The organism is Streptomyces prunicolor (assembly GCF_045162825.1).
GTDB classification, from domain to species: Bacteria; Actinomycetota; Actinomycetes; order Streptomycetales; family Streptomycetaceae; genus Streptomyces; species Streptomyces prunicolor.
On the sequence record NZ_CP108676.1, the window covers coordinates 8,928,490 to 8,941,242 of the forward strand.

Genomic DNA, 12,753 nt, shown 5'->3' on the forward strand with positions numbered 1-12,753 from the left:
GGGGAGGGGGTGGCGGGGCCGGGGAAGGGCAAGCACGCACCCGCCCTTCCCCGGCCCCGCCAAGCCCCCGCACGGCCTTTCCGGATCCGCCCCTCGTTTTGATTGGCCTGCCCATGACCGACACCGCTCCCACGGCCATAGAGCCGACCGCTCAAGTCACCCTCGCCGACGGGCGGGTGGAGCTCGCCCCGGGGTCTCCGCTGCCCAGCGGTCCGTACGCCAACGACGATCTGCTGCCGGTACCCGTCGAGAAGCGCACCTGGACCACGTACAACTTCTCCGCGCTGTGGGTCGGCATGGCCCACAACACGGCTTCCTGGACCCTGGCTTCCGGGCTCATCGCCGTCGGCATGGACTGGAAGCAGGCGGTGTTCACCATCGCCCTGGCCAACCTGATCGTGCTCGTGCCCATGCTGCTCACCGGGCACGCGGGACCGAAGTACGGCATCCCCTTCCCGGTCTTCGCGCGTGCCTCGTTCGGCGTGCGCGGCGCCAACCTCCCTGCCGTAGTGCGGGCGTTGGTGGCCTGCGGTTGGTTCGGCATCCAGACCTGGATCGGCGGTGAGGCGATCTTCTTCCTCGCCGGCAAGCTGATCGGGGACAGTTGGGCCAACGCCTCACACATCGGCGGGTACGCCTGGACGATGTGGCTGTCGTTCGCGCTGTTCTGGGTGCTCCAAGTGGCCATCATCTACCGGGGCATGGAGACGATCCGCCGCTTCGAGAACTGGGCCGCGCCCTTCGTGCTCGTCGGCGCGTTCGTGATGCTGTGGTGGATGAGCGACAAGGCCGGTGGCTTCGGCCCGCTCTTCGACCAGCCGTCCAAGCTCGGTTGGGGCGGCAGCTTCTGGAAGCTGTTCTGGCCCTCGCTCATGGGCATGATCGGCTTCTGGTCCACGCTGTCCCTGAACATCCCGGACTTCACCCGCTACGGCAAGAGCCAGAAGGCCCAGACGTGGGGCCAGGCGCTCGGTCTGCCGACCACGATGACCCTGTTCGCGTTTCTGTCCGTGATGGTCACCTCCGGCTCGCAGGCCGTCTACGGCACGGCGATCTGGGACCCGGTGCAGCTCGCGGCGAAGACGGACAACGTCGTAGGCCTGCTGTACGCGTTGGTGACCGTCCTGGTGGCGACCCTGTCCGTGAACATCGCGGCCAACCTGGTCTCGCCGGCCTTCGACTTCTCCAACATCGCGCCCCGGAAGATCAGCTTCCGCACAGGCGCCCTCGTGACCAGCGTCCTCGCGGTGCTGATCTTCCCGTGGAAGCTGTACTCCGACCCGCAGGGCTACATCTTCACCTGGCTCGGTCTGGTAGGCGGTCTGCTCGGCACGGTCGCCGGCATCCTCATCGCCGACTACTGGATCCTGCGCCGCGGCAAGCTCGACCTCGCCGACCTGTACCGCAAGGGCGGCCGCTACTGGTACGACGGCGGCTGGAACTGGCGGGCCGTGGTCGCGTTCGTGGTGGGTGGCGTACTCGCCGTCGGCGGCGCCGACTTCCACCCGCTGATCGACGGCCGGCCCATCCCGGCCCTGTCCTCGCTCGCCGACTACGGCTGGGCCGTGGGCCTGGGCACGTCGATGGTGCTCTACGTAGTGCTCACGTTGCTGACCGGGAAGGAGACGGAACCGGTGACGGAAACGGCACCGGAGACCGTCGAGGCGTAGCAGCTCTGCACCTGGGGGGCGGTCGAGGCCTAGCTGGCCTTGCCGCCCTCCAGTGCGGTCACCGCCTCCTTGGCGGCCTTGATCGCGCCCTTGTTGATGACGTCCGTACTCGGCGCCTTCTTGTTCTCGAAGTCGCTGCCGTTGTACGTGATGGTCACCAGCGCGTTGCCCGCGCGGACGACGACCGTGCCCTCACGCGTCTGCTGCTTGTCCTCTGTGGTGAGGTTCACGATGGAGTAGGCCTGGTCGCCGAGCCCGGGGACGGCACCGCCGCCGCTCTTCTCCGTAGTTGTCTCGGTGTACGACTTCTGTGCCGCCGCGTCCGAATCCGTGATCTCGTACGACACGTCGAGCCAGCGGTAGTCGTACCCCTTGAGCGCGTTCCACGAGCAGGTGCGGCGCACCTTCGTGTCCGTCGATGGGATCTCCTTGCCGGCCGTCTTCGCGCCCGGGACGAGCGACTTGATCGTCGCCACCGCCACACTTCCGCACGGGGCGGGGGAGGTGGCGTACGCCTTGGCCACGGGCGCCGTCGACGGGGCCGAGGTCCCGGACGAGGCGGCGGCGTCGGGGGTCGACTTGTGGTCGGCGGTCGTCGTCGCGGCGAACGGTCCGGACGTCAGGGCCCAGCCCATCGCGGCGAGCACGACGACCGGCGACAGACGCGCGGTGAGAGCGAGCGGCAGAGGAAGAGAACGCAAGTCGCACTTCTCGTGGGGGATGGTGCGGAGCGGGTCCGCACTGCGGACGGGGACGCCAGTGTCACATGACAGCCTGTGAGGCGAAAGCATGAACTCGCTCCGTGCCTGTGCGGTGACAGTGCCTCACTGTCGATGGGCTGTGTATCCCCAAATGTCAGTCTCTTGTCCGCGTCTCACGCCCGCGCGGCACGCACCCGCATCGTCGTCTCGATCCGTTCGACGGCCGCGAACGCCCCGTACGCGATCAGCCGCACCAGGCCCGCGTCGCCGCGCCCCGGCCGTCGCCAGGCGGCGACATCCTCCTCCGTGATCCGGTACGGCGCGAGCGCGGCCAGCACCGCGAGCCGCGCCGCGGGCCGCTCCCGCCGGTTCGGGAAACCGCGCAGCACGACCGGCGGATGCGACCCGTCCCAGGCCCACAGCGTCTCCCGTACGAGCGTCCGGTCGTCGGTGTCGAGAAGGTCTGCGCCCGCGAGCGCGGCCGTGCGCAGCGCGTCGTAGGCCGGGCCCACCGGCGTTCCGGCCGCCCACTCCGGGCCGGGTCCCGGGTCGTCGAGCAGGGGAAGTGCCGCTCCCGGTACGGCAGTTCGGCGCACGGTGCGGGCGACGCTGCGGCCCGCCAGGCTCCGTACGGCTCGGAACCGCTGGGCGTTGCCCGGCAGGAGCTGTTCGGTCAGCAGGGCCGACACGACGCGGTTGATGAAGTGGAAGGCGAGGGCGGTGCCCAGGTAGGCGGGCGCCTGCTCGCGCGGGAACGGGTACGGCGTGAGGTGCGCACCCGGGACACGCGTCCGGCGGCCCCAGTCGAGTACGCGCGCGTGCTTCTCGCTCTCCGGTGTGCCGCCCCGGGCCAGGTGCTCGGCGAGGGCGTGGTCGCCGGTGGCGTGCAGCAGGACGGTGTGCGCGTCCGCGCAGAACGGGCACTTGTTGGCGAGCGAGACACCGAGCGCGGCCAGCTCCTTGCCGGTGCGGCTGCCGGCGCCCGCGATCAGCGACTCCCGCATCAACGCCCAGACGGGCGCGAGGAGTTCGGGCGCGGAGGACAGGACCACGAAGGTCGGGGGCCGTTCGATCCCGAAGTCGACGGCGATCTGCTCGAAGACCTCGGCGGTGCGGCCGGTGGCGGACTTCGGCGACGGCGGCTGAGTGTGCCGGAAGGGTGTGGGCATGGCAGCAGCGTGCGCGGCCGGGGCGGGTCGGGTCGTCGTACGGGCGAAGGCAGTTGGGGCTACGACGGGGAGGTCCGGGGCGGCGCGGACTACTGCGTGGGGAGTAGTCCAGGAGTTGTCCACAGGGCTGACGCCCGTGTCGGCGCGGCGGTCTAGTGTGCGGACATGAGCGGGTATCCGGTCGATGCGACCCCACGCAGGCGGCTCGCCGACGCGTCCCTCGCGGTCGTGATCGGCGCCCTCGTCGTGACCGTCGCCGCCTTCGACGCGGACACGACCGCCGTCGACTTCGTGCTCGCCGCCCTCGCCTCGGCGGCCCTGGCGTTCTACCAGACGGCTCCGAGGGCGGTCCTCGCCGTGGCCGCGGTGGCGGAGGCGACCTACGTCCTGCACGCCCATCCGGGGCCGGTCGCCGCTCTGCCCGTCCTCGTCGCCATGCACACGGCGGCCCGCGTGGGGCACCGCGGTTGGGCGGCAGGGGCGGGCGCGTTGTTCCTGGCGGCGTACTTCGCAACAGGGCCGACGACCCAGCAGGTGCTGGAGCGGACCGCGCTCATCGCCGGATGGTTCCTGTGCGCGGTGGTCACCGGTCTCGCCGACCGCAACTGGCAGGCGTATCTCCGCCAGACCGAACAGCGCGCCCTGGAGGCCGAACGCACCCGCGAGGAGGTCGCGTTGCGCCGCGCGGGTGAGGAACGCCTGCGCATAGCGCGGGAGTTGCACGACTCCCTCACCCACAGCATCTCGATCGTCAAGCTCCAGGCGGGCGTTGCCGTCCATCTCGCCCGCAAGCGCGGCGAGGAGGTGCCGCCCGCGCTGCTCGCCATCCAGGAGGCGGGCGGCGAGGCGATGCGCGAACTCCGGGCCACCCTGGAGATCCTGCGCACCACCGAGGAGCCCACCGGCACCCCGGCGCTGCTCGTCGAGCGGGCCTGCGCAGCCGGTCTCGCCGTCGAGCTCGCGGTGACCGGCGAGGAACGCCCTCTCGCGGCGACGGTCGACCGCGCGGTGTACCGCATCGTCCAGGAGGCCCTCACCAACGCGGCCCGGCACGCGGGACCGGCGAAGGTGAACGTCCAACTCGACTACGGGGACGAGGACTTGACGATACGGGTCGAGGACGACGGAGCGGCCGACCCCGACTGCCCGCCGAAGCCGGGCATCGGTCTCACCGGCATGCGCGAGCGCGTCGCGGCCCTCGGCGGCACCCTGCACACCGCCCCGCGCGCGGAGGGCGGCTTCTCGGTCCGGGCCGAACTGCCGCTGGGGGAGGCGGGATGATCCGGGTCGCGGTCGTCGACGACCAGGCGCTGATGCGCGCGGGCTTCCGCGCCCTCCTGGATGCCGAGGAGGGCATCGAGGTCGTCGGCGAGGCGGCCAACGGGGAACAGGGCGTGGCCCTCGTCCGCGCGCAGCTCCCCGACATCGCGCTGATCGACGTGCAGATGCCGGTGATGACGGGCATCGAGGCGACCCGCCGGATCGCGGCGGACCCCGACCTCTCCGCCGTCCGCGTCGTCATCCTCACCAACTACGGCCTGGACGAATACGTCTTCGAGGCGCTGCGCGCGGGCGCCAGCGGCTTTCTCCTCAAGGACACCGACCCGGCGGACCTGCTCCAGGCGATCGAGATCGTCGCCGGCGGCGAGGCCCTCCTCTCCCCGGCGATCACCCGCACCCTCATCGGCGAGTTCGTCTCCCGCCCTCCGGACCGCTCCACCCCCTCCGGCCTGGAGCACCTCACCCGCCGCGAACGCGAGGTCACCGCGCTGGCCGCGCGCGGTCTCACCAACGAGGAGATCGCCGCCCACATGGTCATCAGCCCGTTCACGGCGAAGACCCACATCAGCCGGGCGATGACCAAACTCGGCGCACGGGACCGGGCCCAACTCGTCGTGTTCGCCTACGAGTCGGGGCTGGTGACGGCCCGCGCGCCGGAATCCCGTTGCGAGCCGGACCCGCCGGATCGCAACCTTGGGCGATGACCGAGACGACACGCGCGCAAGACCCCACCGTCGGTGTTCGCGAGGAGATCCTCGCCTACTACGCCCAGGGCAAGGAGGACGCCCGCCTCAGACAGGGTTCCGAACGGCTGGAGTTCTGGCGCACCCAGGACGTGCTGCGGCGCCTGCTGCCGACGGCTCCCGCGAAGCTGCTGGACGTCGGCGGAGGCAGCGGAATCCACGCCGAGTGGCTCGCGCGGGACGGCTACGAGGTCCAACTCATCGACCCCGTACCGCTGCACGTGGAACAGGCGGGCCGACTGCCCGGGGTCGACGCCCGCGCCGGGGACGCCAGGGCGCTGCCCGCCCAAGACGCCTCGTACGACGTGGTGTTGCTGCTCGGGCCGCTGTACCACCTGCCCGAACGGGCCGACCGGGTACGGGCGTTGAGCGAGGCGCGGCGGGTGGTGCGGCCGGGCGGTCTGGTGGTCGCGGCGACGATCAACCGGTTCGCGGGCCTGCACGACCTGCTCAAGCACGAGCTGTACTTCACCGCCCCGCACCGCGCGCGGGTCGACCGGGAGACGGAGGAGGGACGCCACGACTACCAGGACGGCGGCCTCTTCACGACCGCCTACTTCGCCCAACCCCACGAAGCCCCCGAGGAGTTCACGGACGCGGAACTCACCGTCGAGGGCCAGTACGGCCTCGAAGGCGCCGCCTGGCTGATGGGCGGCATCGAGGACTGGCTGGACGACCCCGACCGCCGCGAAGCCGTTCTGGCGGCCACCCGCCGGATCGAGTCGGAGCCCACGCTGCTCGGCACCAGTGGACATCTGCTGACAGCGGGCCGACGCGACTCCTAGTGGGGCGAGTGGTGCGGGACCGTCGGCGACGTCCGGATCGCCGACCGGGCGCCGCGGCCCGGCCAGTTCATGAACGGCGGGGCTCCGCGGATCCGTGGAGCTACGGCCACCTCCGGGGATGTTCGACACGAATGCGCAGCGGCGCGAGCAGATCGTTCACGTAGTCGCGGCCGGCCGGGGTGTCGAGCTCCAGCGGGGGCTCGGACGACGGCTTGAGCAGGGCGGGGCCGTTCTCCCGCTCGTACAGGGCGCACACCTCGCCGGACAGCAGGCCCGAGTCCTGGCGCGAGGGCCAGCGCAGGCCCACCGCCCAGTCGGCCTGGCCGCGGATCCAGGAGCCCCAGCGGCGGGTGCGGGGATAGGCCGGCGCCTCCGCCTGCACGAGCCAGATGTCCTGGCGGACCGCCGCGAGACGGGCGTTGTCCGTCAGGTCGGCCAGCGGCAGGTCGATCGCCGCGACGACCTTCGACAGCAGCATGCCCCGCACCCGCGGCCGGGTGATGCGCCGCCGCCCGTCGGGCCGCACCCGCAGATCGCGGGCCAGGGTCTCGCACAGCGCGGTCAGCGGGGACATTCCCGCGTACAGATAGGGCAGCCGCTCGGGACTCAGCTCGTCCCTGATGTGGCAGAACCGGCCGCCACCCCAGTGCAGATCGGCCGGTACGGCCTTGAACTCGGTGGCGTTGCGGCGTTCACTGTGCACCCGCCACAGCTCGGTACCGGCCGGCAGCACATGGCGGTGCGGGGTCGCACGGACGGCCGGGGCGGGGATCATCTGGTCGGGCACGTGCTCACCACTCCGGGATCTCGGCTCGCGCGGCGGACAGCAGGGCGTCGTCCGCTCCGGTGCCCAGGAGCCTCGCGGGCGCGGCGTCCAGCCACACGTTCGAACCCAGCCACCAGTCCGCGGCGCCCCAGGGGTCCTCGTCGGCCGACAGCAGCCTGTTGATCTCGACGACGATCGGGTACGGGGTTCCGGAGGCGGGGTCCAACTGGAAGGCGGGGACGCGCTCCGTGTTCTGCTCGTCGGTGAGCAGGATGAGGTCCTGGGTCTGGTCGGGGGACAGGACACCGACGAGGACGGCGGGTTCGGCCAGGAGCCAGGCGTCCTGGGGATCGGGGCGATACGAGGAGTCGAGCGGCCCGGTGAGGCTCGCGGCCGGCGAGACCTGTGCCTGCGTGCGCAACCGCTTGAGCAGCGGCAGGAGCGCCTTCGACTGCGGTTGCGTCGACTCGGCCTGGAATCGCACCCCTTGCGGAGTCAGCGCCGCGCGCAGCGGATGTCCGGTGGGCACGAACGGTTTGACGAGCGCGCGCAGTTCGTCCGCCGCCGCCTCGGGATCGGCCTCCGCCTCGGCCAGGATCTCCCGCAGCTCCTCGCGCGCAGGCTCGTCCAACAGCCCGTCCAACTCGACCCAGTTCGCCTGGATCGCCTCGATCGCGTCCGTCAGGAACGACACTCCACCACCCCCTCTCCGCCCGGCACCGTAACAGCGCGCGAAGAACCCTGAGTCGAGATCGTCGAACCGGAGTCATATGGACCGTCAGTGATGCATCATTGCCCCCTGTCACATCTCGGCCCTGGGGGAGGGTCATTTGAGCAACTCTGCGGCATACCAGTGGACCTACGTCGACGTCGAGGCGGAACGACGGCGGGAACTGCGCGCCCAACTCGCACAGGAGATCACCCGCTCACGCAATCTGCGCGGCCAGGCCAAGTCCCTGCGCCGTGCGTACGGTACGGCCAGGGTCGATGTCCACGTCGTCAGCGTGCCGGGCTCCGCGGACTCCGCCGATCTGGCTGCCGCCCTGGACTCGGCCCAGGCGGTCAACGAGCGCGCGGAGGCCGAACTCGGCCGCGCCGCCGCCGACATATGGTCCCTGCCACCGGCCAAGGACAAGAAGCGGACGGAGAGCGACACCCGGCCGGCGCCGGAGCCCGCCGCCCGGCCGAGAGCGGACCGTACGGAGCAGGTCAGGGCCGCCTCCCTCGTGGAGGCCGAGGCGCTCCTCACCCGTGACGGGCCCTCCTGCGAGCCCGACGACCTGCCCCTCTTCGCCCGCCGCCTGGACGCCCTGCGCCGGGCCCGCAGCACCGAGGAGGCCAGGACCCTGCTGCACGACCTCGGCGTCCTCGTGCACAAGTCGACCCAGCGGCAGCGCGACGCGGTCCGCACCGCCGCACTGCGGGCCCGGCTGCTCGACCGCCTGGAGGACGCCGAACCGGCGGACCGGGAGCAGCTGGCGGAGGCCGTTCGCGAGGCGCCCGACCCCTCCCACCTGGCGGACGAGGTCGACCTGGCCGTGGCCCACGCGGACACCGCCCGCCACCGGTCCACGGTCGCCGACACCCTGATGCAGGTGCTGCGCGAACGCGACTACGCCGTGGGCGACGACTTCGCCGACCTGCTGGAGGAGGACGGCAGCGTCGTCGTGCCCTTCGGTGAGGCCGTCGGCTACGGCCTGCGGGTGGCGCTCGCCCCCGACCGGCCCGACCTCACCACCGTGCTGGTCGCCGAGGCGGAGGCCGACCCCGAGACCGACCACGAGGTCCAACGCTGGTTCTGCGACGAGCAGTTGCCCGCCATCGAGGAGGCCGTGCGCGCACACGGCGTCGACCTGGCGCGTAAGTCCACGCTGCCGCCCGGGGTGCGGCCCACGGCCGTGGTGCCCGACGGTTCCTGGCCCGACACCGGCCTCGCCCACGACCGTACGGACGAGGACGCGGACCAGTCGGAACAGGCGGAGCGGGGCGAGCGGCCGCAGCGACGCCGGAAGAAGAAGACCGGGCCCGCGCGGTCCACCACGTACGGACAGGAGGGGCAGCGTGAGCGCTGACACCACGGGGGCCTTCCGCAAGGAGGAGGCGCCGGCCGGGCCACCCGCCCTCGCCCCGGCCTGGATCCGCGAGCTGGACATGGCGCTCACCGTGTACCCGCAGATCCTCTTCACCGGCAACGTACGCGACGTCTTCCTGCTGCCCGAGGACGCCGAGGACGCCGAGGGCGGCGTCACTGCGCCCCGACCGGGCACCCGGGCCACGCCGTTCCAGCTGGAGGAGGTCATCGAGTCGGTCTGCCGCACGCGGGGCTACGGCGCGCTGGCCCGGCAGAGCATGGTCAACGACCGGGTGATCGCCTGGCGGCTCACCAACGACCCGTTCTCCCTCCCGCCCGCCCTGCGCCGCATGGCCGAGGAGGACGCCCGCGCCGACCGAGAGCGCGCCGACCGTGAACGCGCGGAACAGGACCGCACCACCGCCGGCGCGGACCAGGACGACGACGCGGACGACACCGACATCGAGGCCGGCATCGCCCGCTTCCGGGAGATCATGATCGGTACGGTCCAGCACACGGGCCCCGCGATCGGCCTGATCATCCCCTATACCGCCCGACTCGGCTCCCCGCGCGGCCCGGTGGCCGGTGAGGCGGCCCGACTGCTCGCCGCCGCCGAGGAGTTGGGCCACACCGCGCGCCCGGTCCGCGGCACCGGGGGTGTGACGCCGTACAACACGATCTTCTGGGTGGTCGAGAAGCAGGAGGACCTGCCGCTCGAATTCGCCATCGGCAGCCGGGCGTTACGGGTGATCACGGTGCCCGAGCCGCCGCACGACCAGCGTCACGCGGCCGGCCGGTTCGTGGTCGAGCGCCTCGCGAGGCGCCGCACCGGCCAGGACGGCGAACCCGAGGACGCCGTACCGGCGACGGAGGCCGAGCAGCGGCAGGCGACCGAGGCGCTCGCCCGTTCCTCGTACGGCATGGGCGTCGGCGAGATCCTTTCGGTGGGCCGGATGGCCGCCGACCGGGGGCTGCCGCTGAGCCGGCTCGACGAGGCCGCCCGGCTGTACCGGGTCGGCGTCCTCGACAACCCCTGGGCCACACAGGCCGTCCGGGAGAACATCCTCAACGGCGAGGACTATCTGAACGCGGCGGTCATCGGCCAGCCGCACGCCGTCCGGCGGACCATCGAGATCTTCATGCGCTCGGCGGCCGGACTGACCGGCGCCCAGTCGTCCAGTTCGCCCAGCCGGCCGCGCGGCACGCTCTTCCTGTCCGGGCCGACCGGCGTCGGCAAGACCGAACTCGCCAAGGGCGTCGCCAAGATGATCCTCGGCGAGGACGCCCGCCCGATCCGCTTCGACATGAGCGAGTTCGCCGAGGAGCACGCCCGGGACCGGCTGATCGGGGCCCCGCCCGGGTTCGTCGGGCACAGCGCGGGGGGTGAACTGACCAACGCGGTACGGGCGTCGCCGATGAGCGTGCTGCTCTTCGACGAGATCGACAAGGCGCACCCCCGGCTCTTCGACCTGTTCCTGCAGATCCTGGAGGACGGCAGGCTCACCGACGGACAGGGCGCCACGGTCCACTTCACCGAGTGCGTGCTGATCTTCACCTCCAACCTGGGGGTGTCCGCCGAGGTGATGCGGCCCAGGAACCGGCGCGGGGAGAAGAGCGAGAAGACGGACGCCGACCCGGAGGAGGCCCGGCGGCAGTCCAAGCTCACCCGGCACGACAAGCCCGAGGACGTGCGCGAGGCGTTGCGCGCGGCCTTCGACACCTTCTTCAACGACCACATCGGACGGCCCGAACTGCGCAACCGGTTCGGCGACAGCTTCGTGCCCATGGACTTCATCCAGCCCGAATCGGTCCCGCTGATCCTCAACAAGGCGCTCGCCTCGGTGACCGGCCGGGTCAGGGAGGTGCACGGCGCCGAGCTCACGGTGGCCGACGACCCCTGGGAGGTCCTGCGCGTCGAGGCCAGCCGCCGCCTCGACCACGGCGGGCGCGGAGTGGTGACCGCCGTGGAGTCCGCGCTGGTCAACCCGCTCTCCCGGGAGCTGTTCCACGAACCCGCCCGGCCCGGCGAGCACATCGAGATCGAGACCGTGGACGGCCGCGACGAGGCGTACACGCTGAAGGTACGACGATGGATGTGAGGGACGACGGCCGTACAGGGGTACGGCCCGTGCCGGACCCGCCGGGCCCCGTGCTGCGCGTGTCCCAGGTGCTCGGGCCCGTCACCGCGCTCGGGCCGGGCAGGCGCCTCGGGGTGTGGGTGCAGGGCTGCCCGCTCGCCTGCGCCGGCTGCATGTCACGGCAGACCTGGGACCCGCGGGGCGGTCACGACGTGGCCGTGGAGCGGCTGGTACGGCTGTGGCGGCGCGGCCTGGCCGAGGGCTACGACGGGCTGACCGTCAGCGGCGGCGAACCGCTGGAACAGCCGACCGCCCTGGCCGCGTTGCTCGACGCGGCCGACCGGATGCGCCTCGCCGAAGGCCGGGCGGACGCCGACCTGCTCGTCTACACCGGCTGGGAGGACGCCGAGATCGCCGCCTCACCCGAGGCCACGGCCGTGCTCGGCCGCGCGGACGCCGTCATCACCGGGCGGTACCGCGTGGGCGAACCGACCGCACTGGTCTGGCGCGGTTCCGCCAACCAGCGGCTGATCCCGCGCACGCCGCTCGGCCGCCGCCGGTACGGCCCCCATCTGCGCCGCACGGCCGACCGGCCCGAACTCCAGGTACGGGTGACGGACGGTGCCGTGCACATCGTCGGTGTGCCAAGACCTGGTGAACTCAGCGCTCTGGAGCGGGATTTGGCCGCACGAGGGGTGACCTTCCGGGAGAACACATGGCGACCGTGACCACCCGCTACCGCTGCCCGCTGACCCCGGACGAGTGCCCGTCGTCGCCCCGGCGCGGCTTCTGCACGGTCCACGAGTGGGAGCAGCTCGTTCCCGAACGGGTCTATGTGACGGCGGAGTCGAAGGACGCGCCGCAGGCCGGTGATCCCGGTGGCTCCGACACGCGTCGTGAGGCGGGCGCCGGTGCTTCGGGTGGATCGGGCGTGCGTTCTGAGGCGCCCGCCGACCGGCCTCGGGACCGCACCGCCCGACCGACGGCCGACTCCCGCGCGCCCCGCGACCGGACCGCCGCACCCCCCACCCGGCTGCAGTCGTCACCCGGGTCCGGCCGAGGGGCCGCCTCCGCGCCCGCCACGCCCGGCCTCGCCCTCGTGCTCGGCGGCGTCCTCGTCCCCGTACGCGCCGAAGGCCGGGGCACCACCCGGCTGGGCCGGGACGCCCCCGACTGCGCTCATGTGCCGGGTCTGGCCGGGCTCGACCAACTCTCCCGGAACCACGCCGAGTTGGCCTGGCACGCGGGTCGGCTCTACATCACCGACCTGGGCTCGGCCAACGGCACGTACGTCGACGGGCAGCTCGTCACCCGCCCCGCCCAGCTCTGGCCGGGCAACCACCGACTCCGGCTGGCCGAGGACGTGGACGTGACCGTCGTGGAACTCGACGAGTACGGCGCGCCCCGCTGACCCGCCCACCGCCACCCCACCCGCTCCGAAAACTCCCCGCAGCACCGCCACCCATACGACGCCCGCCTTCGCGCCGGG

12 protein-coding genes are annotated in these 12,753 nt (G+C 72.2%); 8 read left to right on the forward strand and 4 right to left on the reverse strand.

The window, feature by feature from the left end; translation table 11 throughout:
• The first annotated feature begins 113 nt into the window (after positions 1 to 113).
• A complete protein-coding gene (locus OG588_RS40625; RefSeq protein ID WP_405951601.1) occupies positions 114 to 1,670 on the forward strand; it encodes an NCS1 family nucleobase:cation symporter-1 in 1,557 nt (518 codons plus the stop codon).
• 29 nt (positions 1,671 to 1,699) lie between these two features.
• On the opposite strand, the gene OG588_RS40630 is transcribed toward OG588_RS40625, so the two are convergent.
• Entirely contained in the window at positions 1,700 to 2,371 is a 672-nt protein-coding gene (locus OG588_RS40630) for a hypothetical protein (RefSeq protein WP_405951602.1), read from the reverse strand.
• A 173-nt stretch (positions 2,372 to 2,544) separates the two neighbouring features.
• Positions 2,545 to 3,540, reverse strand: coding sequence for a carboxymuconolactone decarboxylase family protein (locus tag OG588_RS40635; RefSeq protein WP_405951603.1), 996 nt, complete (start codon positions 3,538 to 3,540; stop codon positions 2,545 to 2,547).
• Between the two features lie 165 nt (positions 3,541 to 3,705).
• Here OG588_RS40635 and OG588_RS40640 point away from each other — a divergent pair, with 165 nt between their 5' ends.
• Genes OG588_RS40640 through OG588_RS40650 form a run of 3 tightly spaced genes read left to right on the forward strand, consistent with a single transcriptional unit; the run spans position 3,706 to position 6,349 of the window.
• The gene (locus tag OG588_RS40640) at positions 3,706 to 4,821 is read left to right on the forward strand and encodes a sensor histidine kinase (protein ID WP_405951604.1); all 1,116 of its coding nucleotides are present in this window, start codon (positions 3,706 to 3,708) and stop codon (positions 4,819 to 4,821) included.
• Positions 4,818 to 5,525 (forward strand): response regulator transcription factor, encoded by a 708-nt coding sequence (locus tag OG588_RS40645; protein WP_019062022.1) that lies wholly within the window; start codon positions 4,818 to 4,820, stop codon positions 5,523 to 5,525. The genes OG588_RS40640 and OG588_RS40645 overlap by 4 nt, the downstream gene beginning before the upstream one ends.
• A complete protein-coding gene (locus OG588_RS40650; RefSeq protein ID WP_405951605.1) occupies positions 5,522 to 6,349 on the forward strand; it encodes a class I SAM-dependent methyltransferase in 828 nt (275 codons plus the stop codon). The genes OG588_RS40645 and OG588_RS40650 overlap by 4 nt, the downstream gene beginning before the upstream one ends.
• Before the next feature lie 100 nt (positions 6,350 to 6,449).
• Here the strand turns inward: OG588_RS40650 and OG588_RS40655 are convergent, their stop codons facing one another.
• Together OG588_RS40655 and OG588_RS40660 are read right to left on the reverse strand one after the other, a co-directional pair.
• The gene (locus OG588_RS40655) at positions 6,450 to 7,136 is read right to left on the reverse strand and encodes an RES family NAD+ phosphorylase (RefSeq protein ID WP_405951606.1); all 687 of its coding nucleotides are present in this window, start codon (positions 7,134 to 7,136) and stop codon (positions 6,450 to 6,452) included.
• A gap of 4 nt (positions 7,137 to 7,140) precedes the next feature.
• Positions 7,141 to 7,809 carry a hypothetical protein gene (locus tag OG588_RS40660; RefSeq protein WP_405951607.1) on the reverse strand — a complete coding sequence of 223 codons (669 nt, stop codon included), beginning with the start codon at positions 7,807 to 7,809 and terminating at the stop codon, positions 7,141 to 7,143.
• Positions 7,810 to 7,945: 136 nt separating this feature from the next.
• On the opposite strand from OG588_RS40660, the gene OG588_RS40665 reads away from it, so the two are divergent.
• From OG588_RS40665 to OG588_RS40680, 4 genes are read left to right on the forward strand one after another with little or no spacing between them, the layout of a single operon-like run.
• Positions 7,946 to 9,187: a hypothetical protein gene (locus tag OG588_RS40665; protein WP_405951608.1), complete on the forward strand. Its 1,242-nt coding sequence runs from the start codon at positions 7,946 to 7,948 to the stop codon at positions 9,185 to 9,187.
• Positions 9,177 to 11,285 carry an AAA family ATPase gene (locus OG588_RS40670; protein WP_405951609.1) on the forward strand — a complete coding sequence of 703 codons (2,109 nt, stop codon included), beginning with the start codon at positions 9,177 to 9,179 and terminating at the stop codon, positions 11,283 to 11,285. The genes OG588_RS40665 and OG588_RS40670 overlap by 11 nt, the downstream gene beginning before the upstream one ends.
• A complete protein-coding gene (locus OG588_RS40675; RefSeq protein ID WP_405951610.1) occupies positions 11,276 to 11,992 on the forward strand; it encodes a 4Fe-4S single cluster domain-containing protein in 717 nt (238 codons plus the stop codon). Before OG588_RS40670 ends, OG588_RS40675 begins: the two co-directional genes overlap by 10 nt.
• The gene (locus OG588_RS40680) at positions 11,980 to 12,675 is read left to right on the forward strand and encodes an FHA domain-containing protein (protein WP_405951611.1); all 696 of its coding nucleotides are present in this window, start codon (positions 11,980 to 11,982) and stop codon (positions 12,673 to 12,675) included. The genes OG588_RS40675 and OG588_RS40680 overlap by 13 nt, the downstream gene beginning before the upstream one ends.
• Positions 12,676 to 12,753 lie beyond the last annotated feature (78 nt).